This window comes from Ruegeria intermedia, from assembly GCF_900129345.1.
Classification (GTDB): Bacteria; Pseudomonadota; Alphaproteobacteria; order Rhodobacterales; family Rhodobacteraceae; genus Ruegeria; species Ruegeria intermedia.
In genome coordinates this window covers 1-24,122 of sequence record NZ_FQVK01000009.1, presented here as the reverse complement: position 1 = coordinate 24,122, position 24,122 = coordinate 1, and the positions used below count along the sequence as shown (strand labels likewise).

Annotated in this window: 25 protein-coding genes; 15 read left to right on the top strand and 10 right to left on the bottom strand. The window is 64.6% G+C overall.

Annotation, left to right across the window (positions count from 1 at the left end; translation table 11 throughout):
* Window positions 1-5: 5 nt before the first annotated feature.
* Genes F3H26_RS08230 through F3H26_RS08210 form a run of 5 tightly spaced genes read right to left on the bottom strand, consistent with a single transcriptional unit; the run spans window position 6 to window position 6,316 of the window.
* Complete coding sequence (locus F3H26_RS08230; RefSeq protein WP_149775576.1) at window positions 6-1,112, bottom strand: mandelate racemase/muconate lactonizing enzyme family protein; 1,107 nt, start codon at window positions 1,110-1,112, stop codon at window positions 6-8.
* On the bottom strand, window positions 1,109-2,215 hold the full coding sequence (locus F3H26_RS08225; RefSeq protein WP_149775575.1) for a mandelate racemase/muconate lactonizing enzyme family protein: 1,107 nt from the start codon (window positions 2,213-2,215) through the stop codon (window positions 1,109-1,111). Before F3H26_RS08225 ends, F3H26_RS08230 begins: the two co-directional genes overlap by 4 nt.
* Window positions 2,212-2,790: a dimethylsulfonioproprionate lyase family protein gene (locus tag F3H26_RS08220; RefSeq protein ID WP_149775574.1), complete on the bottom strand. Its 579-nt coding sequence runs from the start codon at window positions 2,788-2,790 to the stop codon at window positions 2,212-2,214. Before F3H26_RS08220 ends, F3H26_RS08225 begins: the two co-directional genes overlap by 4 nt.
* Window positions 2,787-3,866 carry an alcohol dehydrogenase family protein gene (locus tag F3H26_RS08215; protein WP_149775573.1) on the bottom strand — a complete coding sequence of 360 codons (1,080 nt, stop codon included), beginning with the start codon at window positions 3,864-3,866 and terminating at the stop codon, window positions 2,787-2,789. Before F3H26_RS08215 ends, F3H26_RS08220 begins: the two co-directional genes overlap by 4 nt.
* Complete coding sequence (locus tag F3H26_RS08210) at window positions 3,863-6,316, bottom strand: FAD-dependent oxidoreductase (RefSeq protein WP_149775572.1); 2,454 nt, start codon at window positions 6,314-6,316, stop codon at window positions 3,863-3,865. Before F3H26_RS08210 ends, F3H26_RS08215 begins: the two co-directional genes overlap by 4 nt.
* Window positions 6,317-6,384: 68 nt before the next feature.
* On the opposite strand from F3H26_RS08210, the gene F3H26_RS08205 reads away from it, so the two are divergent.
* From F3H26_RS08205 to F3H26_RS08160, 10 genes are all read left to right on the top strand, one after another.
* On the top strand, window positions 6,385-7,272 hold the full coding sequence (locus tag F3H26_RS08205) for a MurR/RpiR family transcriptional regulator (protein WP_149775571.1): 888 nt from the start codon (window positions 6,385-6,387) through the stop codon (window positions 7,270-7,272).
* Window positions 7,269-8,393, top strand: a complete 1,125-nt coding sequence (locus tag F3H26_RS08200) for an aromatic ring-hydroxylating oxygenase subunit alpha (protein WP_149775570.1) — start codon at window positions 7,269-7,271, stop codon at window positions 8,391-8,393. Before F3H26_RS08205 ends, F3H26_RS08200 begins: the two co-directional genes overlap by 4 nt.
* Window positions 8,377-8,769 (top strand): carboxymuconolactone decarboxylase family protein, encoded by a 393-nt coding sequence (locus F3H26_RS08195; RefSeq protein WP_149775569.1) that lies wholly within the window; start codon window positions 8,377-8,379, stop codon window positions 8,767-8,769. The genes F3H26_RS08200 and F3H26_RS08195 overlap by 17 nt, the downstream gene beginning before the upstream one ends.
* A gap of 191 nt (window positions 8,770-8,960) precedes the next feature.
* Window positions 8,961-10,163 carry a 3-oxoadipyl-CoA thiolase gene (pcaF, locus tag F3H26_RS08190; RefSeq protein ID WP_149775568.1) on the top strand — a complete coding sequence of 401 codons (1,203 nt, stop codon included), beginning with the start codon at window positions 8,961-8,963 and terminating at the stop codon, window positions 10,161-10,163.
* 15 nt (window positions 10,164-10,178) lie between these two features.
* Window positions 10,179-11,171 (top strand): 1,2-phenylacetyl-CoA epoxidase subunit PaaA, encoded by a 993-nt coding sequence (paaA, locus tag F3H26_RS08185; protein WP_149775567.1) that lies wholly within the window; start codon window positions 10,179-10,181, stop codon window positions 11,169-11,171.
* Window positions 11,172-11,194: 23 nt separating this feature from the next.
* Window positions 11,195-11,479, top strand: coding sequence for a 1,2-phenylacetyl-CoA epoxidase subunit PaaB (gene paaB / locus F3H26_RS08180; RefSeq protein WP_005978248.1), 285 nt, complete (start codon window positions 11,195-11,197; stop codon window positions 11,477-11,479).
* On the top strand, window positions 11,479-12,240 hold the full coding sequence (gene paaC, locus F3H26_RS08175) for a 1,2-phenylacetyl-CoA epoxidase subunit PaaC (protein WP_149775566.1): 762 nt from the start codon (window positions 11,479-11,481) through the stop codon (window positions 12,238-12,240). The genes paaB and paaC overlap by 1 nt, the downstream gene beginning before the upstream one ends.
* A gap of 6 nt (window positions 12,241-12,246) precedes the next feature.
* Complete coding sequence (gene paaD / locus F3H26_RS08170) at window positions 12,247-12,708, top strand: 1,2-phenylacetyl-CoA epoxidase subunit PaaD (protein WP_149775565.1); 462 nt, start codon at window positions 12,247-12,249, stop codon at window positions 12,706-12,708.
* 10 nt (window positions 12,709-12,718) lie between these two features.
* Complete coding sequence (locus tag F3H26_RS08165) at window positions 12,719-13,792, top strand: 2Fe-2S iron-sulfur cluster-binding protein (protein ID WP_149775564.1); 1,074 nt, start codon at window positions 12,719-12,721, stop codon at window positions 13,790-13,792.
* 13 nt (window positions 13,793-13,805) lie between these two features.
* Entirely contained in the window at window positions 13,806-14,564 is a 759-nt protein-coding gene (locus F3H26_RS08160; protein WP_149775563.1) for a Phenylacetic acid catabolic protein, read from the top strand.
* Here F3H26_RS08160 and F3H26_RS08155 read toward each other — a convergent pair whose 3' ends face one another.
* The 5 genes from F3H26_RS08155 to paaG all read right to left on the bottom strand — a co-directional run bounded on the left by F3H26_RS08155 (window position 14,565) and on the right by paaG (window position 17,994).
* Window positions 14,565-14,780, bottom strand: coding sequence for a hypothetical protein (locus F3H26_RS08155; protein WP_149775562.1), 216 nt, complete (start codon window positions 14,778-14,780; stop codon window positions 14,565-14,567). It abuts the gene before it with no gap.
* A 71-nt stretch (window positions 14,781-14,851) separates the two neighbouring features.
* Window positions 14,852-15,448, bottom strand: coding sequence for a TetR/AcrR family transcriptional regulator (locus F3H26_RS08150; protein ID WP_149775561.1), 597 nt, complete (start codon window positions 15,446-15,448; stop codon window positions 14,852-14,854).
* Between the two features lie 3 nt (window positions 15,449-15,451).
* A complete protein-coding gene (gene paaK / locus F3H26_RS08145) occupies window positions 15,452-16,762 on the bottom strand; it encodes a phenylacetate--CoA ligase PaaK (RefSeq protein ID WP_149775560.1) in 1,311 nt (436 codons plus the stop codon).
* A gap of 15 nt (window positions 16,763-16,777) precedes the next feature.
* On the bottom strand, window positions 16,778-17,206 hold the full coding sequence (gene paaI / locus F3H26_RS08140) for a hydroxyphenylacetyl-CoA thioesterase PaaI (RefSeq protein ID WP_149775559.1): 429 nt from the start codon (window positions 17,204-17,206) through the stop codon (window positions 16,778-16,780).
* A 2-nt stretch (window positions 17,207-17,208) separates the two neighbouring features.
* Entirely contained in the window at window positions 17,209-17,994 is a 786-nt protein-coding gene (gene paaG / locus F3H26_RS08135) for a 2-(1,2-epoxy-1,2-dihydrophenyl)acetyl-CoA isomerase PaaG (protein WP_149775558.1), read from the bottom strand.
* 165 nt (window positions 17,995-18,159) lie between these two features.
* Here paaG and F3H26_RS08130 point away from each other — a divergent pair, with 165 nt between their 5' ends.
* From F3H26_RS08130 to F3H26_RS08110, 5 genes are read left to right on the top strand one after another with little or no spacing between them, the layout of a single operon-like run.
* The gene (locus tag F3H26_RS08130; RefSeq protein WP_149775557.1) at window positions 18,160-19,179 is read left to right on the top strand and encodes a TRAP transporter substrate-binding protein; all 1,020 of its coding nucleotides are present in this window, start codon (window positions 18,160-18,162) and stop codon (window positions 19,177-19,179) included.
* Between the two features lie 56 nt (window positions 19,180-19,235).
* A complete protein-coding gene (locus F3H26_RS08125; protein WP_149775556.1) occupies window positions 19,236-19,742 on the top strand; it encodes a TRAP transporter small permease in 507 nt (168 codons plus the stop codon).
* The gene (locus F3H26_RS08120; protein ID WP_149775555.1) at window positions 19,739-21,091 is read left to right on the top strand and encodes a TRAP transporter large permease; all 1,353 of its coding nucleotides are present in this window, start codon (window positions 19,739-19,741) and stop codon (window positions 21,089-21,091) included. The genes F3H26_RS08125 and F3H26_RS08120 overlap by 4 nt, the downstream gene beginning before the upstream one ends.
* A gap of 43 nt (window positions 21,092-21,134) precedes the next feature.
* Window positions 21,135-23,165 (top strand): phenylacetic acid degradation bifunctional protein PaaZ, encoded by a 2,031-nt coding sequence (gene paaZ / locus F3H26_RS08115; RefSeq protein ID WP_149775554.1) that lies wholly within the window; start codon window positions 21,135-21,137, stop codon window positions 23,163-23,165.
* Between the two features lie 51 nt (window positions 23,166-23,216).
* Window positions 23,217-24,083: a PaaX family transcriptional regulator C-terminal domain-containing protein gene (locus F3H26_RS08110; protein ID WP_223162464.1), complete on the top strand. Its 867-nt coding sequence runs from the start codon at window positions 23,217-23,219 to the stop codon at window positions 24,081-24,083.
* The last annotated feature ends 39 nt before the right edge of the window (window positions 24,084-24,122 follow it).

Here is a 24,122-nt window from a genome sequence, read left to right as displayed (position 1 = left end):
CCTCCCTAATCCAGTATCACGTCCGGCGCGCCCAGGTATTCGCGGTCGGGCGCAACCCCCAGGCCGACCCCGTCGGGCGGCGCGATGCAGCCGTCCTTGCGGGTTGGGCCATCCGGCGCTAGCCGCGGCGCGACATAGCCCGACAGGTCGCACACGTTCATCAGGCGCGCGGGTTCAGTGGCCGCGCCCAGATGCAGCAGGGCGGCGGTGGTGATGTCAGACCCCCAGGTGTCTTCGACGCACATCTTCGCCCCCAGATGCAGGCACAGATCACGCGCGCAGCGCGCCGCCGACAGCCCGCCGAATTTCGACAGCTTCACCGCGACCGCGTCCATGCAGCCCAGCGCATGCGCGGCCAGCAGGCTGGCGGTGTCGTGTGCGCTTTCGTCCAGCTTCATCGGCAGGCCGGTGGCGGCGCGCACGCGGGCGCAATCCTCGATCGTGGCACAGGGTTGTTCCAGCATCACATCCAGATCCGCAACCGCCCGCCCCACCCGGCTGGCATCCAGAGACGTGGCGCCGCAGTTCCAGTCGCCATAGACCAGCGGCCCGTCGCCCACCGCCTCGCGCACCAGACGCAGGCGTTCGACATCGGCCTGCCAATCGGCATCCGCGCCCAGCTTGACCTGGAACTGGGTGATGCCCTGCGCCTGCGCCTCGCGGGCGATGCGGACCATCTCGGCCGGGGCGATGCAGGTGATCGAGTGATAGAGCGGCATCGTCTGCGCCCGCCGACCGCCCAGCAGCGCGTGCAGCGGCAGCCCTGCCACCTGCCCCGTCAGATCCCACAGCGCGATGTCGATCGCCGATTTGGCATAGACATGCCCCGGCAGGTGCCGGTCCAGCCGCGCCATCAACGCCTCGGGTCCGATCGGGTCGCCGCCCAGCAGAACCGCGGCCATGTCCTGAACCGCCGGGGCCACGCCGCGCGCATAGGCGGGCAGGTAATGCGGAATCGGGCAGACCTCGCCCCAGCCGGTCAGATCGTCATCGGTGTCCAGCGCCAGAACCACCGTTTCAACCGTGTCGCAGGCCTTGCCGTCGGCCATGTAATAGGCCTGATGGCTGGTCAGCGGCACATGCCAGAGCGAAATGCGGGTGATGCGGGTCATCGGTACACGGCCTTGGGATCGCCCAGTGCATCTTCATCCGGGGCCACGCCGAGGCCGGGGGCCTCGGGCAGTTCAAGATGGCCCTGGCGGTTGCGTGGGCCGCGCCCGCCCGCAACGTCCAGCGTCAGCATGTCCTGACAGGCCCAGACGCCAAGGCGGTTGTGGTCGGGGATGGTGGCGACCAGATGCAGCGCCTCGGTATCGGCCAGAACCGAGCCGCCGGTGGCCATCACATACATGTCGATGCCATGCGCCAGCGCGATGTCCCGCATCCGAGCAGCCTTGGTCAGGCCGCCGACACGGTTAAGCTTGATTCCGAAGACCTCGGCCAGCCCGTCGCGGGCAATGCGCGCGGCGTCCTGCAGGGTGACCAGGCTTTCATCCACGCTGACCGGCGCGGAATGCAGGGCCCGGATGGCGGCGATGTCGTCCAGCGTCTCGCCGGGTTGCTCGAACATCACGCCCAGATCCTCGGTGGCCTTCATCACCCGCAGCGCCTGTTGCCGCGTCCAGGCGCGGTTGACGTCATAAAGGATGCGCTCACCCGCCGGGCGGTGTGCCTCGACATCGCGGATGCGTTCTATGTCACGCTCCACGTCGCCGCCCACTTTGACCGAGTGCACCCAATAGCCGCGACCGCGATAGCGATCCATCACCGCGCGGGTTTCCTCGACGGTCTTGGCCCCGACCGAGGAGGCGATCGGCGCGGGGCTGCGCGACCCGCCGCCCATCAGATCGGCAATCGGCAACCCGGCCGCCTGTCCGGCAATGTCCCAGCAGGCCATGTCGATCGGCGATTTGGCATAAAGATGCCCGGGCAGCGCGTGGTCCATCGCCCGCTCGACCTCCAGAACCCGGCGCGGGTCCAGCCCCAGGACGAAGGGCGCCATGGTCTCGATCCCCGCCCGGATGCCCGGCCCATGCGCGGGCACATAGGTGTGGCCCCAGGGCGTGCCCTCGCCCCAGCCGGTCAGGCCGGCATCGGTTTCGATCTTGACGAAGGTGGCATCCAGCACCTCGAGTTTCAGACGTCCGCCGGACAGCCAATAGGGATGTTCAAGCGGCAGATCGACGTGAAAGACCGAGATGCGGGTGATCTTCATGCGGCGTCCATCCTTGGCAGGTCGTTCAACCCCTCGCCCCGCCACAGCACGAATGCCAGGATCGGCTGATCTCCCGTGGACATGGCGTGGCTTTGCCAACTGGCGTGCAGCCGCGTGCCTTCAGCGCCCACAAAGGCCCGATCTCCGTCAACCTTGAAGACCGCGCCGCCCGCCAGCGTCAGATACAGTTCTTCTGCCTGGTGGCTGTGCCAGCCATAGTCCAGCCCGGCGCCCCAATAGGCGACATAGCCCCGCAGCTGGGTCGAATGGAAATGACCGGTTGGCCCGAACAGCTCGAAATACCCATACCGATTGCGGAAATCCGCACCGACCTCAACCTCGGTATAGGTGCGTTTCCAGTGGGCAAGATGCGCCGCCGACCGGATCGCCTGAACCAACCCCGATGTCCGGGGTGATCCGGGTTGATCCAGCGCCTGCACCAGCGGCGTGGCGGGGATCGCTCGCGGCTGCAAACCGGTTGCGGTCAGGTCGGTGGGCCAGTTTCCGAATTCGGACAGCGCCGGCAGGGTCTGATGCAGGTGCCGAGCGGCTTCGAGAACGTTTTCCAGGGTCATGGGATCACCACGATGTTGCCGGTATGACGCTTGTCGATGAAGGCCTGCTGGGCCTCTCGCAGCTCAGTCAACGGGTAAGTGGCGGCCAATGCTGGCTTGATTTGCCCATTTTCTATGTATTTCACGACATCAAAGAAGTTCTGCGGCGTGTTCACGGTCGACCCGGTAAAGGTCAGATCGCGCAGATAGAAGGTGCGCAGGTCGAGTTGCACGATCGGACCGGCAATTGCGCCCGAACAGGTATAGCGCCCGCCACGCTCCAGCATGTCGATCAGTTTGGGCCACATCTCTCCGCCCACGACGTCGGCGACGACGGTGATCCGTTCGCCTTTCAGCTCGGCCCGCAGGTTCCCGGGGTTGCGCGGCAGAATGCGATCCGGGCCCAGTTTGGCGACCTCGGGGTGTTTGGCCGCGCTGGCCATGGCGATCACGCGGGCGCCGCGCAGCTTGGACAGCTGGATCAGCGCCCCGCCCACACCGCCCGAGGCACCGGGGATCAGAACCGTGTCGCCCTCGCCGACCTGCGCCCTATCCAACATGCCCTCGGCCGTCACGTACGAGCAGCTGAAGGTCGCCAGTTCGGCATCGCTCAGGTCGGAGTCGACCGGCGCCACGCCGCGGATGTCGGCCTTGGTGTATTCGGCAAAGCCGCCGTCGCATTCCGAGCCGAAATATCCGGCCTTGTCGCGGTTCATCGGATCGGACCAGTCGCGCAGCCAGCCCGCCACGATCACCCGCCGGCCGATGATCGCAGGATCGGCCCCCTCGCCCACGGCCACGACCGTGCCGACCGCGTCCGCGCCCTGAATGCGCGGGAAGGTCAGGGGCGCGCCGCCCCAGGTGCTGTCGGCGTCATCCACCTGAGAATAGGCGCTGCCGGTGGTTGCCTCGTCCACCGCCTTGGAATACCAGCCGGTGCGGGTGTTCACATCCGTGTTGTTCAGCCCGCAGGCGCCCACCTTGATCAACACCTCCATCGGGCCGGGTGTGGGCGTGGGCCAATCTTCATGCCATTCGTATTTGTCCAGATCGCCATGCCCGGTCAGGACCATGGCCTTCATCGTCTTCGGGATCATTCCGCAGCCTCCATCGCGGTATCGGTTCGGGGCCGGAGGCTTTGCGGGTCATAGGCGGGCGCGCCCAGGATCTGCCCGCGACGCGGCACGCCCGCGATCACCACCTGCACTTCGGTTCCCGGCACATTGGCCAGCGGTTTGACATAGGCGAAGGCAAGGATCTTGCCGACCGTGTGCCCGTAGGCCACCGAGGCGGTGGAGCCCACGACCTGGCCGTCCAGCAGGACCGCCTCGCCGCCGTGCCCATCGTTCTGACCATCCGGTTCGATCTCCAGATAGACGCAGACCCAGCGCAGATCGGGGTTCAGAGTCTGGTCCTTGCCCAGGTAGTCCTTGTCGGTGCGGGCAAAGCGCAGCACGTCGGCCTCGGCCAGGGTGACCTCGTTGGTCAACTCGCCCGCGCCCTTGAAGGCCTTCTCCATCCGCAGCGCGTTCATCGCGAACGACCCGTAATCGGCGATGCCATGCGGCGCGCCCGCGGCCCAGAGCGCATCATAGACGGCCAAGGCGCTGTCACGCGGCATGTGCAGCTCCCATCCCAATTCACCGGCATAGGACATGCGGAAAGCCCAGAGCCGGTGACCCGCCACGTCGATTTCCTGCGCTGTCAGCCATTTGAAACCGGTATTGCTCAGATCGGCTTCGGTGCAGGCGGCCAGAACCTCGCGCGCCCGGGGGCCATTGAGGCTGAGCGCGGCCCAGTCGTCGGATCGCAGGATGATCTCGACGTTGTCTTCGTCGCGTTGCTGGTTCAGGTGATCCAGCAGGCGCTGCTCGAAGAAGGCGGCACAAACGAGGTAGTACCGGTCCTCGGCCAGTTTCACGACCGTGGTCTCCAGCTCGATCCGACCACGGCGGTTCAGCATGTGGGTCAGCGCGATGCCGCCCACCTTTTGCGGCAGGCGGTTGGCAACCAGCCGGTCCAGCAGGGCCCTGGCATCCGGGCCGCTGACTTCGACCTTGGTGAAGGCCGAGATGTCCATGATGCCGACCGCCTCGCGCACGGCGCTGCATTCGGCGGCGACCATGTCATGCACCACATTGCGGCGGAACGAATAATGGTCGCGCTGTTCAACGCCATCCCTTGCGAACCAGCGGGGGCGTTCATGGCCATAGACCTCTTCGAACACCGCCCCCTTGGCATTCAGCCGGTCATACAGGGGGGACGGCTTGATCGGCCGCCCGGCAAGACGGTTGAAATGCGGAAACGGAATTTCGTGGCGCAGCTTGTAATCCTCATGCGCCTTGGTGACCTGCCAGTCCTTGGTGGCATAGGCCCCGAACCGGCGCGGATCATAGTCGCGCATCGAAATGTCGGCCGCCCCATGCACCATCCACCGCGCCAGTTCGCGCGTAAGCCCCGGGCCCCAGCCGATGCCGATCTGCGTGCCGCAGCAGCACCAGTAATTCTTCACCCCCGGCGCCGGGCCGATCAGCGGATTGCCGTCGGGTGGGTGCGAGATCGCCCCGTGAACCTCGCGCTGGATGCCCAGATCGGCGAAAATCGGCATCCGGTTCAGGCTCTCTTCAAGCCACGGCATGACCCGGTCGTAATCGGCATCGAACAGCCAGTTTTCATAGTCCCACGGGCAGTGGTCATGCCAGACCGAGTTCGAATTCTCCTTCTCGTAGATCCCGATCAGCCCGCGCTTCTGCTCCATGCGGATATAGCCCGAGACCTTGCGATCATCGCGGATCACCGGCAGCTCGTGGTCGAGGTCCTGGAACTGTGGCACCGGTTCGGTCACGAAATAGTGGTGGGTCATCGAGGTCATCGGCAGTTGCAGGCCCGACCATTCGCCCATCTGCCGGGCATAGGTGCCGCCCGCATTCACCACGTGTTCGCAGCGGATCGTGCCCCGTTCGGTCTCGACCACCCATTCGCCATTGGCCGCCTGGGTGATGTTGGTGGCCCGGCAGCGGCGGATGATCCGCGCGCCCAGCTGACGCGCCCCCGCCGCCATGGCCATGGTCACGTTCGTCGGGTCCACATGCCCGTCATCCGGCGTGTGCAGCGCGCCCAGAACCCCGTCGAGGTTGTAGAACGGGTGCAGTTCGGCCACGCGGTCGGGGCCGACCAGCTCAATGTTGAAGCCCAGCGACCGGCCCACCGACAGGGTGTGGCGCAGCCAGTCCATCTCGTCTTCGGTATAGGCCAGCCGGAACGAGCCGCATCCATGCCATGTCACCGCCTGCCCGGTCTCGGTCTCGAGCGCACCGGAATAGAGCCCGATGTTGTAGTCCACGCATTTGCCCAGACCAAAGGAACTGGTCGAGTGGGTGATCTGCCCGGCTGCGTGCCAGGTGCTGCCGCTGGTCAGCTCGGCCTTTTCCAGCAGAACGACATCCGTCCAGCCCTCATGCGCCAGGTGATAGGCCAGACCAACGCCCATAACACCTCCGCCCACGATCACCACGCGGGCCTGTGACGGCAGCTCCTTCCCGGACATGATTTTTCCTCTCACCGAGTCGCATTTCTTCTCGACAGGCTAAGGTCACATTTGTACCATCGTCAATCATGAATGACACAAATGTATCAACCACCGTTCTTGACCGGCTGACCCGTGAATGGCACGCCCTGACGCCCGAGGCGCAGAAGGCCGCCCGTTATGTGCTGGAGAACCCAACGGATGTGGGCGTTTCGACCGTGCGCGAGATCGCCGAGGCCGCGAACGTGAAACCCAACACCTTCGTCCGCATGGCGCGGCAGGTGGGGTTCGAGGGCTACGAGGATTTCCGCGCGCCATTCCGCGACGCCATCCGCCGAGGCACCGTGTCGTTCCCCGACCGCGCCCGCTGGCTGCAGGAGATCGGCAAATCCGGCGAGCTGGGCGGCCTCTATGCCGACATGGTCGGGGCAGCGATCCGAAACATCGAAGAAACCTTCGCGGGGATCGACGCCACCCGGTTGCAGGCGGCGGCCGAGGCGATCTGGACATCACGGCAGGTGTTCACGCTGGGTGTCGGCGTCAACAACGCGAACGCGCGCAACTTTACCTATCTGGCCTCGACCGGGATGAAGCAGTTCCACGCCATCCCCCGGCCCGGTTCGACCCCGGTGGACGATCTGGCCTGGGCCGATGAACAGGACGTGCTGATCGCGATGACCTGCCACCCCTACCGGACCGAGGTGATCGAGGCGGTGAAGCTGGCCCGCGAACAGGGCATGACCGTGGTCGGCATATCCGACAGCCCCGCCAGCCCGGTCATTCTGAACGCGCAACATGGGTTTGTCGTCGCCGCCGACACGCCCCAGTTCTTTCCGTCATCGGTTTCGACCATCGCGTTGCTGGAGACGCTTCTGTCCTTCGTGGTCGCCCTGTCCAGCGATGAAATCGTCGAGCGTGTCGAGCGGTTTCACCGCCGCCGGCACCAACTTGGCCTCTATGCGGAGGAGCCTGAATGACCGCACCGCTGACCCGCTCGCTGGAAGCCCGCTACTACACCGACCCGGCGGTATTCGAGCGAGAGAAACAGGGCCTTCTGGCCCGCACCTGGCAATTTGCCGGCCATGTGGCGCAGGTGCGCGAGCCGGGCGACTATTTCGCCTTTGAAATCGCAGGCCAGAACCTGTTCTGCATCCGCGGGCGTGATGGCAAAATCCGCACCTTCTACAATGTCTGCCAGCACCGCGCGCATGAGATGGTGACCGGGGCCGGCAACACCCGCGTCGTCGTCTGCCCCTATCACGCATGGACCTATGAACTCACCGGGCAACTGCGCGCCGGGCCGAACATCAAGTCGGTTCCGGGCTTCGACCGCAGCGCGATCTGTCTGACCCCGGTGCGGACCGAGCTGTTCAACGGTTTCATCTTCGTCAACCTCGACGATGACGCTGCCCCGATGGACCACTGGTACCCCGGCGTGCGTGCGGAAATTCGCGCCTTTGTCCCGCAGATCGACGATCTTGAGCCGCTGGAATGGGTCGAAATCCCCGAGAACTGCAACTGGAAGGTCAGTATCGAGAACTACTCGGAATGCTATCACTGCCCGACCAATCACCCGACCTTTGCCACAGGTGTGGTCAAACCCGAAACCTATGACATTCAACCCGACGCAGGCGGCGGATACGTCCTGCGCCATACGACCGAGTGTCAGAGCCTCGACAAGATGACCTATCCCATCGACCTTTCGGTGCCCCATGCGGGCGACTATCAGTCGTGGTTTCTGTGGCCGATGTTCTCGTTCCAGTGCTATCCCGGCAATGTGCTGAACACCTATCACTGGCGCGCGCAGGATGCCGATCACTGCACCGTCTGGCGCGGATGGTACACCGAGGGCGGGTCCGAAAGCGCGGTGATCCGCCAACTGGCGGTGCAGGACCGGGAAACCACGGTCGAAGAAGACATCCGGCTGGTTGAAAGCGTGCATCGCGGCTTGAAATCGCGCGGCTATCGCCCCGGCCCGCTGGTGCTGGACCCGGCTTGCGGCGTAATGTCGGAACACTCGATCGCCCGCTTGCAGCAATGGATGCGCGAGGCGGTGGATACAGATGCGAGCGGAGTGGACGATGTCCGACATCTTTGACGAAGACCTGTTCCTGAAGGGACTGGCGCAGCGCAAGGCGACGCTGGGCGACGAATACGTGGAAAAGAACCTGGCCGCGGCGGATGATTTCACCCGCCCGTTTCAGGAGGCCATGACCGCCTGGTGCTGGGGCTTTGGCTGGGGGGACGAGGTGATCGACCCCAAGACCCGCTCGATGATGAACCTGTCGATGATCGGCGCCCTGGGCAAGATGCACGAGTGGGAGATCCACTGTCGTGGAGCCTTGAACAACGGCGTCAGCAAGGAGGAAATCCGGGCGATCATCCATGTCGTCGGTATCTATTGCGGCGTCCCGCTGGCGCTGGAATGCTTTCGCGTGGCACGCAAGGTTCTGACCGAAGCCGGTCAGCTTTAGCCGGTTCCTGCCCCGAAGATCGAGATCGCCCGCCTTCATGCGGGTTTTCTCATGTCGGCACAAATACGTTACTGAATTTCGATTTGGCGCACGATTGCGTTACATTTTCCTTGCCGCGAATCGCTTCCGGGCGTATTACCCGACCAAGCGGTCACTTTTTGACCCGGACGCAAGACACGAGGTTCTGACGCATGGACGCTTTCATCTGCGACGCACAGCGCACCCCGATCGGACGCTATGGCGGGGCTTTGTCCCAGGTTCGCACCGACGATCTGGCCGCAATCCCGCTGGCTGCGCTGAAAGAGCGGAACCCGCAGGTGGACTGGGCCAGCCTGGATGACGTGATCCTGGGCGATGCCAACCAGGCCGGCGAAAGCAACCGGAACGTGGCGCGCATGGCCGCCCTGCTGGCCGGTTTCCCGGTTCAGGTGCCCGGCACCACCATCAACCGCCTGTGCGCCAGCGGCATGGATGCGGTCGGCATGGCCGCGCGGGCCATCAAGGCGGGCGACTATGACATGGCGATCGCCGGTGGCGTCGAAAGCATGTCGCGCGCGCCCTTCGTGATGCCCAAGGCCACCAGCGCCTTTTCCCGCGCCAACGCGGTCTATGACACCACGATCGGCTGGCGTTTCGTAAACCCTAAGATGCAGCAGATGTACGGCACGGATTCGATGCCGCAGACCGCCGACAACGTGGCCGAGGACTATGACATCAGCCGCGCCGATCAGGATGCCTTTGCCGCGCGCAGCCAGGCCCGCTGGGCGGCCGCGCATCAAGCCGGCGTTTTTGCCGAGGAAATCACCCCCGTCACCATCCCCCAACGCAAGGGCGACCCGCTGTTGGTGGACACCGACGAACATCCCCGCCCCGGCACCACGGCCGAAAAGCTGGCGGGCCTGAAAGGCGTCAACGGGCCGGACAAGACGGTGACGGCGGGCAACGCCTCGGGCGTCAATGACGGCGCTGCGGCCATTCTGCTGGCCAACGAGGCCGCCGCGCAGAAGAACGGCCTGACCCCGATGGCCCGCGTCGTGGGCATGGCAGTTGCCGGGGTCGAACCCCGTGTCATGGGGATCGGTCCGGTTCCGGCCACCCGCAAGGTGCTGGCCCGCACGGGGCTGAGCATCGAGCAGATGGATGTGATAGAATTGAACGAGGCCTTCGCCGCCCAGGGTCTGGCCACCCTGCGTGAACTTGGCGTGGCCGATGACGCCCCCCATGTGAATCCCAATGGCGGCGCCATCGCCATCGGCCATCCGCTGGGCATGTCCGGCGCGCGGCTGGTCATGACGGCGGCCTATCAGCTGCGCCGCACCGGCGGGCGCTATGCCTTGTGCACCATGTGCGTGGGCGTAGGCCAGGGCGCCGCGCTTATTCTTGAACGCGTGTAAGGGAGGAGACCCGACATGTACGCTCAGATGATCAAGACGGCAGGAACAGGCGTCAAATCCCGCGAGGAAATGACCGAGCAGGAACGCGCCTTTCAGGACAAGATCGACGCCGACATCAAGATCGAGCCCAAGGACTGGATGCCCGACGACTATCGCGCGACGCTGATTCGCCAGATCGGCCAGCACGCCCATTCCGAGATCGTCGGCCAGCTGCCCGAAGGCAACTGGATCACCCGCGCGCCCACGCTGGAACGCAAGGCGATCCTGCTGGCCAAGGTTCAGGACGAGGCCGGGCATGGCCTGTACCTGTACTGCGCCGCCGAAACCCTGGGCGTCAGCCGCGACGAACTGACCGAGATGCTGCTGGACGGGCGGATGAAATACAGCTCGATCTTCAACTATCCCACGTTGAACTGGGCCGATATCGGCGCGGTGGGCTGGCTGGTCGACGGGGCGGCGATCATGAACCAGGTGCCGCTGCAGCGCACCTCGTACGGGCCGTATTCGCGGGCGATGATCCGCATCTGCAAGGAAGAAAGCTTTCACCAGCGCCAGGGCTATGACGCGATCCGCAAGATGGCCGAGGGCACGCCCGAACAGCGCAAGATGGCGCAGGACGCGCTGAACCGGTTCTGGTACCCGTCGCTGATGATGTTCGGCCCGTCCGACAAGGACTCGGTGCATTCGGCCCAGTCGATGGCGTGGAAGATCAAGATCAACACCAATGACGAACTGCGCCAGAAATTCGTGGATCAGACCGTACCGCAGGCCGAGTATCTGGGCCTGACCATCCCCGACCCCGACCTGAAATGGAACGAAGAGCGCGGGCATTACGATTTCACCCAACCCGACTGGTCGGAATTCTTTGACGTGATCAAGGGCAACGGCCCCTGCAACACCGACCGCCTGGCCGCCCGCAACAAGGCCTGGGACGACGGCAAATGGGTGCGTGATGGTCTGCTGGAACATGCCCGCAAGAAACGCGCCCGCAAGGTCGCAGCCGAATAACCCACCCGATAGGAGGACACCTGATGAAAAACGAATGGCCCCTGTGGGAAATCTTCATCCGCGGCCAGCACGGCATGAGCCACCGCCATGTCGGCTCGCTGCACGCGCCCGACGCCGAAATGGCGATCAAGAACGCCCGCGACGTCTATACCCGCCGCAACGAGGGCGTCTCGATCTGGGTGGTCGAGGCCAACAACATCACCGCCAGTTCGCCCAGCGACAAAGGCCCGCTGTACGAGCCCAGCGAAAGCAAGGTCTATCGTCATCCGACCTTTTTCGACATCCCCGAAGAAGTGGGGGCGATGTGATGACCCGCGACGAGACATTCCTGCAATTCCTGCTGCGGATGGGCGACAACACGCTGATCCTGGGCCATCGCGTCAGCGAATGGTGCGGCCACGCGCCGGTTCTGGAAGAGGACATCGCCCTGGCCAACACCGCGCTGGACCTGATCGGCCAGACGCAGATGTGGCTGGGCCTGGCCGGAGAGGTCCAGGGCGAAGGCAAGTCTGCCGATGATCTGGCCTTTCTGCGCGACGCCTGGGATTTCCGCAACGTGCTGCTGGTCGAGGTGCCCAACGGCGACTTCGGCCGCACCCTTATGCGCCAGTTCCTGTTTGATGCGTGGCACTCGATCATGCTGGGCCGGTTGCTGAAATCGTCCGATGACCGGGTCGCGGCGATTGCCGAGAAGGCCAGCAAAGAGGTCGCCTATCATCTGGAACGGTCCAGCGACACGGTGGTCGGGCTGGGCGACGGCACCGAGGAAAGCCACAGGCGCATGCAGGAGGCGCTGGATTACCTCTGGCCCTATGTGGGCGAGATGTTCGCCAGCGACGAGGTCGATGCCGAGATGGCCGCCGCGGGCGTCGCCCCCGATCCGGCCAGCCTGCGCGAGGAATATGACTCGCTTGTTCAGCGCGTACTGACCGAGGCCACCCTGACCATTCCCGACAGCCGCTTTGCCCACAAGGGCGGCCGCGACGGGCGCATGCATACCGAACATCTGGGCCACCTGTTGACCCAGATGCAATGGCTGCAGCGGGCCTATCCGGGCGCAACCTGGTAAAGGCCGATGGATCGCGCCACCGTAGAGCAGGTCTGGGAATGGCTCGACGCCGTGCCCGACCCCGAGATCCCCGTGATCTCGGTCGTCGATCTGGGCATCGTGCGGGACGTGACCTGGGAGGGCGACACGCTGAAGGTTGCCGTGACGCCCACCTATTCGGGCTGCCCGGCGACCTCGGTCATCGCGATGGACATCGAAACCGCCCTGCGCGACCACGGTATCGACAAGATCAAGTTGGAAACCCGCATCTCTCCGGCCTGGACGACCGATTGGCTCAGCGACAAGGGGCGTGCGAAGCTGAAGGACTATGGCATCGCGCCGCCGCAGCCCGCAGGCGGACCCGACCGCTGCCCGCATTGCGGCAGCACGGCAGTGGAAAAGGTCAGCCAGTTCGGCTCGACCCCGTGCAAGGCGCATTGGCGCTGCACCGACTGCCGGGAACCCTTCGACTATTTCAAGTGCATCTGAGGAGGACCGGATGGCACGTTTTCACGATCTGGAAGTCACCGACATCCACAAGACCATCCGCGACGCGGTCGTGGTGACGCTGAAGCCGGTGAACGGCGCGGCCGAGGAATTCGACTTTGTCCAGGGCCAGTACCTGACCTTCCGCCGCGAATTTGACGGGGAAGAGCTGCGCCGCTCCTACTCGATCTGCGCAGGCAAGGATGACGGCGTTCTGCAGGTGGGCATCAAACGGGTCGAGGGCGGCGCCTTTTCGACCTGGGCCAACACCGAGCTGAAAGTGGGCGACAGGCTGCAGTCGATGCCGCCGATGGGGGCCTTCCACACGCCGCTGGATCCGGCCGCGCACCGGCAGTATCTGGGCTTTGCCGGCGGGTCGGGCATCACGCCGGTGCTGTCGATCCTCAAGACCACGCTGGCGCGCGAGCCGCATTCGCGCTTCACGCTGGTCTATGCCAACAAGGGCGTGAACACGATCATGTTCCGCGAAGAGCTGGAAGACCTGAAGAACCAGTACATGGGCCGCCTGAACGTGATCCATATCCTGGAAACCGACGCGCAGGAGATCGACCTGTTCACCGGGTTGGTGACCAAGGAAAAATGCGCCGAACTGTTCCAGCATTGGATCGACGTCGAAAACACCGACACCGCCTTCATCTGCGGCCCCGAGCCTATGATGCTGGGCATTGCCGAGGCGTTGCGCGAACACGGGCTGGACGACAGCCAGATCAAGTTCGAGCTGTTCGCCAGCGCCCAACCCGGCCGCGCCAAACGCAAGCAGGGCGATGCGGCAACAGCTGCACAGGCCAACCAGACCCAGGCGCGGGTCACGCTGGACGGCGCCACCCAGACCATCACCATGCCCAAAGACCAGACCATTCTGGACGCGGCGCTGGAAAACGCGATGGACGCCCCCTATGCCTGCAAGGCCGGGGTCTGTTCGACCTGCCGCTGCAAGGTGATCGAGGGCGAGGTCGAGATGGTCGCCAACCACGCGCTCGAGGATTACGAGGTCGAGAAAGGCTATGTGCTCAGCTGCCAGGCCTACCCGCTGACCGACAATGTCGTCGTCGACTACGACCAGTAAAGGGACAGGGACCATGGCCGAAGACATGAGCATCGAAAGCTACCTGGCGGCAGGCGGCGTTCTGACCAACCCGACCAACGTGCCGCCCCGATACCGGGCCGAGCTGATGAAGCTGATGGCGACCTTCGTCGACAGCGAACTGGCCGGTGCGGCGGGGTTTGCGGACATCATCAACCACGGCCCGGGCATCAAGGAACGCATCGCGGCGGCAAAGATCGTTCTGGAAAAGACCGACAATGCCGATCGCGTCCTGAAGATCATGGGCGAGTTCGGCGCGGATACCGACCGCTATGCCACGCATCACCCGTGGACCGCGCGGCTGGATCGTGCCGCCGATATCGGGGCCACGCGCAGCGAACATGACATGCGGCTTGCGGTCTTCAACTATCCGATCGAAGGCTGGACCGATGCGGTGGTGATGAACCTGCTGATGAGCCGGGCCGTGGGCGTGCAACTGGCCGAGTTCGCGCTGGTGTCCTATCAGCCGCTGGCCGAGGCGTTCCGCGCCATCGCCCCGATCGAGGCGCATCACGGTGAATTGGCCCTGGAAGGCGCGGTCAAGCTGTTGGAACAGGGCGCGGCGCCGGCGATGCAGGACTCGGTCGATTACTGGTGGCCCCGCGTGGCCGCAAGTTTCGGCGCGGGCAACCCCGAGCGGATGGAAAAGCTGCGCCAGATGGGCCTGCGCCGGGCTTCGGGGGCCGAACTGAAGAACCGCTGGCTGGCCGAGGCCGCCGAGGTCGTCACGCGGCTGGGCCTGCGTACCCCGTGATCACCGCCCGCTGGGGCGGCTGATCAGGCCGTATTTCAGGGCAAGCGATCGCAGGCCGCGACGCCGTGGCCGGGCCACCTTGCCCGTGCCCGCGTCACGCGCACCCGCTTTGCGGTTGAATTCATAGACGTCGATGATGCGCTCGGCGCAGCCGCAGGCCTCGCCCATCCCGATCTTGGCGAAATAGAATTTGTCGAAACGTTCCGGGTTTTGCATGGCGCCCTCCGACCGCAAGTAAACGCCGGGACACAAGCAAAAGCCAAATCACATTGCCGGCAGGGCCAGAGCTACAGCGCCTTGACGCCCGAAAGGGTCAGGTTGCTGACCAGCGCGGCATAGTCCCGGCGTGCCTGCGCATCGGCGCCGGAATTCCACATGTAATACCAGTTCAGCATGCCGAAGACCGACATCGTGGCCGACCGCAGCTTGGCCCCGTCGCCCTGGAACACTTCGGGCGCGACCTCGGACAGGATCGCGCTGAGGAAACTCACCATGTCGCGCTGATACCCGCGCAACAGGCGCTGCTGATCCTCGGGCAGGGCCGACATGCCGCTGGTCTGGACCCGGTGCTCGTCATCCACGCCCTGATAGGCCAGCAGGATCTCGGCCACCACGCGGTGCAGCTTTTCGGGCGGGCTGAGGCCGTCCATCTCGAGCCCGCAGATCAGGTCGCGCAGTTCCCGCAGATAGGTCTCGAGAATGTCGAACAGGATCGCGTCTTTGCTGTCATAATAGTGATAGATGTTGGCCTTCGAGATCCCGCATTCGCGCGCAAGCTGGGTCATCGAGGCGCGGTCGAACCCTTCGCGGGCAAAGACCCGCGCCGCCGATTTCAGGATCTGCGCGCGTTTCTGGTCGTGATCTTTTGCAATCGTACGGGCCAAACCTCACTCCTTGTCTCGGTTGTCGACGACGCGCTTGGCCTTGCCCTGGCTGCGCTCGACATCGCCGGGGTCCCCTACAACGATCTCGGTGGAAACGCCAACGATGTCCTTGATCCGCTTGGTCAGCATCCGCGCGGCGGCGGTCTTGCTGAGTTCATCCGCCGCGTCGGGCATCGCCTCGACATAGACGCGCATCGCGTCCATGCGGCCGGATTTGTACAGCTCGATCTGGTAATGCGCGGCGATGCCGCCGGTGGCCATGACTTGCTCCTCGATCTGGCTGGGGAAGACGTTGACCCCGCGCAGGATGATCATGTCGTCGCTGCGGCCGGTGATCTTCTCCATCCGCCGCATCGAGCGTGCGGTGCCCGGCAGCAGCCGCGTCAGGTCGCGGGTGCGGTAGCGGATCATCGGCAGACCTTCCTTGGTCAGCGTGGTAAAGACCAACTCGCCCATTTCGCCGTCGGGCAGAACCTCGCCGGTCTGCGGGTCGATGATCTCGGGGTAGAAGTGATCCTCCCAGATGACCGGGCCGTCCTTGGTTTCCACGCATTCGTTGGCGACGCCCGGCCCCATGATCTCGGACAGACCGTAGATGTCGACCGCGTGCATGTCAAAGGCCTGCTCGACCTCTTTGCGCATCGCATCCGTCCAGGGTTCGGCCCCGAATACGCCCACCGACAGAGAGCTTTCGCGTGGATCCATCCCGACCTTGTGATACTGCTCGAGGATGTTGAGCATGTAGGACGGCGTGACCATGATGCCGTCGGGTTTGAAATCGGTGATCAGGGCCACTTGTTTCTCGGTCTGCCCGCCGGACATGGGAACGACCGTGGCGCCCAGCCGCTCGATTCCGTAATGCGCGCCCAGACCGCCGGTGAACAGGCCATAGCCATAGGCGTTGTGGATCATGTCGCCCTTGCGCAGACCGCTGGCGCGCAGGCTGCGGGCCACCAGATCGGCCCAGTTGTCGATGTCGTTCTTCGTATAGCCCACCACGGTCGGCTTGCCCGTGGTGCCGGACGAGGCATGCAGGCGGATGATCTGCTCGCGCGGCACGGCAAACAGGCCGAACGGATAGTGGTCACGCAGATCGTTCTTGTAGGTGAAGGGGAACTTGGCCAGATCGCTCAGCGTCTGCAGATCGTCGGGATGCACCCCGGCCTCGTCGAACCGCTGCTTGTACATTGGCACGTTATCATAGGCATGGCGCAGCGACCATTTCAGGCGGTCCAGCTGCAAGCTGCGGATTTCATCGATCGACGCGATCTCGATCGGGTCAAGATCCGCTTTGTTCGGGGTCAGATCCTTCATGATGTCCTCCTCACCTCAAGATTCTGGAAACAGGGTGCCATTGATCGCGCGGGAAAAGCCCCGGAACTCGGCGATCTTGCGGCCGTCCTGGTTGGTCACTGTCACGTCATAGATGCCACTGCGGCCGGTCAGGCTCTGCTCGGTCGCGCGGGCGGTCAGCCGGTCGCCCAGCCGGCCCGGCGCGACATAGCTGATCAAGTTGTGCTGGGCCACGGTCGACTGGTTGCGGCTGTTGCAGGCAAAGGCAAAGGCGCTGTCGGCCAGCATGAAGGTCACGCCGCCATGGCAGATCCCGTGCCCGTTGCAATGGTGCTGCTGCACGGTCAGCGCCAGCGTCGCGGTGCCCTCGTCGACCTCGACCAGGTCCATCCCGGCCCATTTCGAGGCATGGTCCTGCGCCCACATCGCGGCGGCGGCTTTTTCGGCGCGTTCTTTCGGCGTCATGCTCATTTGCCCCGAAACTCCGGGCTGCGCTTTTCCAGAAAGGCTGCGACGCCTTCGGCATAGTCGGCGGATTCACCGCAGATCTTCATGGCGTCGGCCTCGATCTCCAGATGATCGGTCAGGCTGTTGGTCGCGGCGGCCTGGATGGTCTGCTTGGTCAGACCCAGGCCCAGCGTCGGGCCGTTCGACAGACGCTCAGCCAAGGCGCGCGCCTCGGTCATCAGATCGGCATCGGGCAGGGCTTTCCAGATCAGCCCCCAGTCCTCGGCCGTCTTCGCCATCAAGGGCTCGCCGGTCAGGGCCAGCCCCTTGGCCCGCGCCTCGCCCAGCAGATGCGGCAGGTGCCAGCTGCCTCCGGTATCGGGAATCAGCCCGACCTTGGCGAAGGACTGGATGAATTTCGCAGACTCGGCGGCCAACACGATATCGCAGGCCAGCGCCAGATTGGCCCCCGCGCCCGCGGCCACGCCATTGACCGCGCAGATCACCGGAAAGTTCAGCGACCGGATCAACCGCACCAGCGGCGCATAGAAGGTGCGCACCGTGTGGCCCAGATCTGGCGGGCCGTCCATTTTCGACGGGTCGCGATCGGCCAGATCCTGCCCCGCGCAGAACCCGCGCCCAGCCCCGGTCAGCAGGATCGCCCGCGCGCCCTCGTCGCGCGCGCCTTCGATGGCGCGGCGCAGGGCGTGGTGCATTTCCTCGGTGAAACTGTTCAGGCGATCAGGGCGGTTGAGGGTGATTTCCACATAATTTCCACGCCGCTGCGCAAGAATCGTATCGCTCATGGGCCGCTCGCTTTGCATTCGTTTCGATATTCTTCTTGCATTAACCGAACGGTTGGTCAATAAATTTCTCCGACGAAGTGCCGAATCCGGCTTTCGGCCGGTTGATGGTTACAAAAGTGACCATTAACGCATTAATGACTCATGTTTTGGAGGAGGAAACCAGTCATGAAACTCAACGGGATCAAAACGCTGTTGGCGACTGCTGCCCTGGCAGTGTCTGGCGGCGTGGCATTTGCGGCGGATTACACCCTGACGATTTCCAGCTGGGCGCCGCCGACCCACGGGATCAACGCCAAGATGTGGCCCAAATTCGTCGAGATGGTCGAAGAGGCCACCGACGGCAAGGTGACCGCCGAGCTGAAGCTGGGCATCGCCCCGCCCCCGGCCCAGATGGACCTGATCATGGACGGTGCAGCGGATGCGTCGATCATCTTCCACGGCTATCAGCCGGGCCGTTTCGTGACCACCAAACTGATCGAACTGCCGGGCTATGAAGGCTCGGCCGAGGCCGCCTCGGTGGCATACTGGCGCGCCTATGACAAGTATCTGAAGGCGGCCGACGAACACCGCGGCGTCAAGGTCATCGCCCTGCATACCCACGGCCCGGCCCAGCTGCACACCAGCAGCCCGGTGACCTCGCTGGACCAGATCTCGGGCCTCAAGGTGCGGATCCCCGGTGGCGTCGGTGGTGACGTGGGCGCCGCGCTGGGTGCGACCGGCATCCAGGTTCCGGCCCCCAAGGTCTATGAGACGCTGGCCTCGAAGGCCGCCGACGGCGTGGTCATGCCGTTCGAATCGCGCAAGGGCTTCAAGCTGACCGAGGTGGCCCCGAACGTCTATGAGATGCCGGGCGGCCTGTATCGCGGGTCGTTTGCCTTCATCATGAACGAGGACACCTTCGCCGACCTGCCCGAGGACTTCCAGAAAGCGCTGGAAGAAAACGTGTTTGGCGAACCGCTGAGCCGCGAAATCGGCAAGATCTGGGACGAGATCGACGCCATCGGCCGGGAAGCGACCGAAAACACCGAGGGCAACGCGATCCATGAGGCCAGCGCCGAGGACATGGAGAAGTTCTCGAAGATCGCCGAGGACGTGCGCGCCAAGGTGATTGCCGAGGTCAACGAAGCCGGCGTCGATGCGCAAGCCGCCTATGACATGATCAAGTCGGAAATGTCCTCGAACTGATCCCTGATGCGGGGCGGCACTGGCCGCCCCCACCCAGCCCCACCCGGAGCCACCCGATGACCCCTCTCATCCAGCTTGTACGGCGCGCCAGCGTCCTGCCGGTGATCGTCGCCTGCACGGCCCTGTTCATCCTGATGGTGATGACCTTCTGCGACGTGATCCTGCGGTCAGTCTTCAATGCACCGATCGAGGCCGCCACCGAACTGACGCGGATCCTGATGGCTGTTCTGGTGTTCTCGGTGCTGCCGATCATCTCGGTCACCAACGGGCATATCGCCGTGGACCTGACCGACGGTATCTTCCACCGCCTGCGGCTCAGCCGCCTGCGCGATGCTGTGATCTATGTCCTCAGCGGCGCCATGCTGTATTGGCCGGTCCAGCGCGTGTGGATTTTGGCCGAACGCGCCCGCGACTATGGCGATGTCACCGAATACCTCGGCATCCCGACCTACCTCGTCGGCTGGTTCATCACTGCGTCGGTGGCGATCACCGCCGTGGTGATGATCCTCACCGGACTGCTGCACCTGTTTGCCCCCAAGACCCTGACGGAATCCACTCAATGACCGCTGCTCTCATCGGATTTGCCCTTGTCCTGATCCTGGTGCTGATGCGCCTGCCCATCGTCTTTGCCATGGGGCTGGTCGGCACGTTGGGCTTTGCGTATGAACGCGGCGGCTCGATCTTTGACGAGCGCGGGCTGAAGGCCGCGATGTCGATGGTCGGCCGCCAGATCACCGATACCGCGCAGGATTACGGCCTGTCGGTCGTGCCGCTGTTCATCCTGATGGGCCTGTTCGTCAACAAGGGCGGCATGGCGCGCGAGCTTTATGCCGTTTCCAACGCCTTTCTGGGGCATATGCGCGGCGGCATCGCCATGGCGACCGTCGCGGCCTGCGGCGGGTTCTCGGCCATCTGCGGATCGTCGCTGGCCACCGCCGCGACCATGTCCAAAGTCGCGATGCCGCAGATGCGCCGCTATGGCTATTCCGACGAACTGTCGACCGCCTCGATCGCGGCCGGCGGCACGCTGGGCATCCTGATCCCGCCCTCGGTCATCCTGGTCATCTACGGGCTGCTGACCGAAACTTCGATCGGCAAGTTGTTCATGGCCGGCATCATCCCCGGCATTCTGGGCATCCTGTTCTACCTGTTCGCCGTGCGCTGGACCGTCTGGCGCAACCCTCAGGCCGGCCCGGCTGGTGAACGCGCCAGCTGGGGCGAGCGCATCAGCGCGCTGGGGTCCGTCTGGGCGGTGCTGCTGCTGTTTTTCCTGGTGATCGGCGGGCTGTATGGCGTGTTCGATTTCGAACCGCTGAATCTGACCTTTTCGCCGACCGAGGCCGCAGGCATGGGCGCCGCCGGCGCCTTTCTGATCGCGCTGTTCCGCGGCGGGCTGACCGTGGGATCGACCTTCGAAGTGCTGAAGGAAACCTGCTTTACCGCCGCCGCGCTGTTCGCGGTGCTGATCGGCGCGCAGATCTTTTCGAACTTCATCAACCTGGCCGGCCTGCCCGAGGCGCTGATCGCCATGGTCACCGCCTATGACGTGGCACCTTTCGTCGTGATCCTGATGATCCTGGGCATCTACATCATCCTGGGCTGCGTGTTCGAATCCCTGTCGATGCTGCTGCTGACGGTTCCGATCTTTTTCCCGCTGGTGACCTCGCTGGGCTATGACCCGATCTGGTTCGGCATCGTCGTGGTAGTGGTGACCGAGATTTCGCTGATTACCCCGCCGGTGGGCCTGAACGTGTTCATCCTGAAAGGCGTGGTGGGCGACGTGTCGACCGGCACGATCTTTCGCGGCGTGACCCCGTTCTGGGTGGCCGACATCTTCCGCCTGGCGCTGATCGTTCTGGTTCCGATCGTGGTTCTGTACCTGCCGCAACAGATGGGCGCGTTGGGTCATTGAGCACATTTCGCCGCGCAAGGCGGCCCCAATACAGGAGCACTTCATGTCTCTGAAACAGATTTCCAGTTTCGCCGCGGGCCAGTGGGTTGCGCCCGGCGCCGGGGCCCGCACCATCGCCTCGGCCATCACCGGAGAGCCCTTCGCCACCGCCGGCAACGACGCGCTGGACGTGCAGGCGATGCTGGCCCATGCCCGCGATGTGGGCGGGCCTGCCTTGCGAAGGCTGACTTTCCATGAACGCGCCAAGATGCTCAAGGCGCTGGCGCAGGCGCTGTCGGAACGCAAACAGGCGCTCTATGACCTGAGTTTTGAAACCGGTGCCACGCAGAAGGATCATCTGATCGACATCGATGGCGGTATCGGCACCATGTTCGTCTTTGCCTCGAAAGGGCGGCGCGAGATGCCCGACGGCCATGTCTATCTGGATGGCGATGTCGAGCAGCTGTCGCGGAACGGCACCTTCCTGGGCCAACATGTCTGCACCCCGCTGCAGGGCGTCGCGGTGCATATCAACGCCTTCAACTTCCCGGTCTGGGGCATGCTGGAGAAACTGGCCCCCACCCTGCTGGCCGGGGTTCCGGCGATCGTGAAACCCGCCACCAACAGCTGCTATGTCACCGAATTGGCCGTGCGGATCATGCTCGACAGCGGCATCCTGCCCGACGGCGCACTGCAGCTGGTCTCGGGCGGGCTGGGCGACATGCTGGATCATCTGACCTGTCAGGACGTGGTCAGCTTTACCGGATCGGCCGACACCGCGATGAAGCTGCGGCAGAACCCGGTGATCGTGACCAACTCGGTGCGGTTCGTGGCCGAGCAGGACAGCCTCAACGCCTCGATCCTGGGCCCCGACGCGGCACTCGGCACGCCCGAATTCGACCTGTTCGTCAAGGAAGTCGTGCGCGAGATGACGACGAAGGCCGGACAGAAATGCACCGCCATTCGCCGCATCATCGCCCCCCAGGCGCAGGTCGAGGCGCTGATCGCCGCGATCTCGGCCAAGTTGGCGCAGACCACGATCGGCGATCCGCGGCTGGAGACCACGCGCATGGGCGCGCTGGTGTCGAACGGGCAAAAGGCCGACGTTCTGGCCAAGGCCCGCCTGATCGGGCAAGAGGCACAGCGCGTATTCGGCGACCCGGATGCCTTCGAAGTGGTCGGCGCCGATGCCGAAAAAGGCGCCTTCGTCCCGCCGATGCTGTTTCATTGCGCCGATCCCGATGCCGCCCGGCACGTGCATGACACCGAGGCGTTCGGCCCGGTCTCGACCATCATGGGCTATCGCGATCTGGACCACGCCATCGCGCTGGCCAATCGCGGCCGGGGGTCGCTGGTCACCTCGCTGATCACCCATGACCCCGAGGTCGCGCGCCAGGTGGTGATGGGCGCGGCCGCCTTCAACGGGCGGATCTACATCAACGACCGCGACTCGATGCAGGAATCCACCGGCCATGGCTCGCCCCTGCCGCACATGGTCCATGGCGGCCCCGGCCGCGCCGGCGGCGGTGAAGAGATGGGCGGCGTACGCGGCGTGAAACACTACATGCAGCGCACGGCCCTGCAGGGCTCGCCCCGGATGCTGGCGACGATCGGCGCGAAATGGATCCCCGGCGCGCCCGAGATCCAAGGCCCCGCGCATCCCTTCACCCGCAAGTTCACGGAGCTGCAGATCGGCGAGACGCTGCACACGGTGCCCCGAACCATCACGCTGGACGACATCGAACATTTCGCCCATTTCACCGGCGACACCTTCTATGCCCACATGGACGAGGACGCGGCGGCCAGAAACCCGTTCTTTCCGGGCCGCGTGGCGCATGGCTATCTGCTGCTGAGCTTTGCCGCCGGCCTGTTCGTCGAGCCGAACGAAGGGCCGGTGCTGGCCAATACCGGGCTGGACGGCCTGCGCTTCATGAAGCCGGTCGTGGCCGGCGACTGCATCAAGGTCCGGCTGACGGTCAAGCAAAAGACCCGCCGCACCGACGACTATGGCGAGGTGCGCTGGCACGTGACCCTGACCAACCAGGATGACGAGAAGGTCGCCGAATACGAACTGCTGACCATGAACGCCTACTGAGCGCACGGCAAAGTGTTTTTCTTGCACCGCCGGGCCGGATAGACTGGGCGCATGACCAACGCGCATCCTTGGTTCACCCAGGCCGTCGCCGAACTGGCCGACCCGCAGAATCAGCGGGTCTGGTCGATCATCGTGTCGCTGTTCGGCGACATGGCGCAGGAGCGCGGCGCCAAGATCTCGGGCGGGGCGCTGGGCCGCATCATCGAACCGATGGGCATCAAGCCCGAGGCGATCCGCGTGGCCCTGCACCGTCTGCGCAAGGATGGCTGGATCGAGAGCGACCGGGTCGGGCGCGTTTCGATGCATTTCCTGACCGAATATGGCCGCACGCAGTCGGCCCGGGTCACGCCGCGCATCTATGCGCGTGACCCCGCGCCGGATACGCCGCTGCACCTGCTGATCGCCGAGGATGGCACCGGCACCCGGCTGCTGGAAGACATCCTGCTCAGCCACGACTACACGCCGATCGGGCGCAACGCCGCGTTGGGATCGGGGGCACCGCCCGTGGACCAGGACGATCTGCTGATCCTTGAGGTCACCGCCCGCTCGGTCCCGCGCTGGGTGCATGAAAAGCTGTTCCCGCCTGATCTGCGCGCGGCTTGCCGGTCCCTGCACGAGGCCGTGCGCCACGTGTCCCACGGCCGCCCGGCCAGTTGGGAGCCCACGCCCTGTCAGGTCGCCACGCTGCGCACGTTGATCGTGCACCGGTGGCGGCGCGTCGTTCTGCGTCTGCCCGACCTGCCCGACGGATTCTGCCCGCCGGACTGGACCGGCCCGGCCTGTCGCACGCAGGTGTTCCGCCTGCTGGACCAACTGCCGCGCCCCCTGCCCGCCGACCTGAATGACTGTCCGTCGTCAGAGTTTTTCGGACAGCGCAAGCAGTTTCGTAACGGAGGCTCTGGTTCGGTTTCTGTCTGAGTTTAGGCGGCAGCGGCTTGATGTTGCAACCGGCGTTTT

Coding starts and splice junctions, on each gene's coding strand:
- F3H26_RS08230 (WP_149775576.1), bottom strand. CDS start 1,112: ATGACCCGCATCACCCGCATTTCGCTCTGGCATGTGCCGCTGACCAGC.
- F3H26_RS08225 (WP_149775575.1), bottom strand. CDS start 2,215: ATGAAGATCACCCGCATCTCGGTCTTTCACGTCGATCTGCCGCTTGAA.
- F3H26_RS08220 (WP_149775574.1), bottom strand. CDS start 2,790: ATGACCCTGGAAAACGTTCTCGAAGCCGCTCGGCACCTGCATCAGACC.
- F3H26_RS08215 (WP_149775573.1), bottom strand. CDS start 3,866: ATGATCCCGAAGACGATGAAGGCCATGGTCCTGACCGGGCATGGCGAT.
- F3H26_RS08210 (WP_149775572.1), bottom strand. CDS start 6,316: ATGTCCGGGAAGGAGCTGCCGTCACAGGCCCGCGTGGTGATCGTGGGC.
- F3H26_RS08205 (WP_149775571.1), top strand. CDS start 6,385: ATGAATGACACAAATGTATCAACCACCGTTCTTGACCGGCTGACCCGT.
- F3H26_RS08200 (WP_149775570.1), top strand. CDS start 7,269: ATGACCGCACCGCTGACCCGCTCGCTGGAAGCCCGCTACTACACCGAC.
- F3H26_RS08195 (WP_149775569.1), top strand. CDS start 8,377: ATGTCCGACATCTTTGACGAAGACCTGTTCCTGAAGGGACTGGCGCAG.
- pcaF (WP_149775568.1), top strand. CDS start 8,961: ATGGACGCTTTCATCTGCGACGCACAGCGCACCCCGATCGGACGCTAT.
- paaA (WP_149775567.1), top strand. CDS start 10,179: ATGTACGCTCAGATGATCAAGACGGCAGGAACAGGCGTCAAATCCCGC.
- paaB (WP_005978248.1), top strand. CDS start 11,195: ATGAAAAACGAATGGCCCCTGTGGGAAATCTTCATCCGCGGCCAGCAC.
- paaC (WP_149775566.1), top strand. CDS start 11,479: ATGACCCGCGACGAGACATTCCTGCAATTCCTGCTGCGGATGGGCGAC.
- paaD (WP_149775565.1), top strand. CDS start 12,247: ATGGATCGCGCCACCGTAGAGCAGGTCTGGGAATGGCTCGACGCCGTG.
- F3H26_RS08165 (WP_149775564.1), top strand. CDS start 12,719: ATGGCACGTTTTCACGATCTGGAAGTCACCGACATCCACAAGACCATC.
- F3H26_RS08160 (WP_149775563.1), top strand. CDS start 13,806: ATGGCCGAAGACATGAGCATCGAAAGCTACCTGGCGGCAGGCGGCGTT.
- F3H26_RS08155 (WP_149775562.1), bottom strand. CDS start 14,780: ATGCAAAACCCGGAACGTTTCGACAAATTCTATTTCGCCAAGATCGGG.
- paaK (WP_149775560.1), bottom strand. CDS start 16,762: ATGAAGGATCTGACCCCGAACAAAGCGGATCTTGACCCGATCGAGATC.
- paaI (WP_149775559.1), bottom strand. CDS start 17,206: ATGACGCCGAAAGAACGCGCCGAAAAAGCCGCCGCCGCGATGTGGGCG.
- paaG (WP_149775558.1), bottom strand. CDS start 17,994: ATGAGCGATACGATTCTTGCGCAGCGGCGTGGAAATTATGTGGAAATC.
- F3H26_RS08130 (WP_149775557.1), top strand. CDS start 18,160: ATGAAACTCAACGGGATCAAAACGCTGTTGGCGACTGCTGCCCTGGCA.
- F3H26_RS08125 (WP_149775556.1), top strand. CDS start 19,236: ATGACCCCTCTCATCCAGCTTGTACGGCGCGCCAGCGTCCTGCCGGTG.
- F3H26_RS08120 (WP_149775555.1), top strand. CDS start 19,739: ATGACCGCTGCTCTCATCGGATTTGCCCTTGTCCTGATCCTGGTGCTG.
- paaZ (WP_149775554.1), top strand. CDS start 21,135: ATGTCTCTGAAACAGATTTCCAGTTTCGCCGCGGGCCAGTGGGTTGCG.
- F3H26_RS08110 (WP_223162464.1), top strand. CDS start 23,217: ATGACCAACGCGCATCCTTGGTTCACCCAGGCCGTCGCCGAACTGGCC.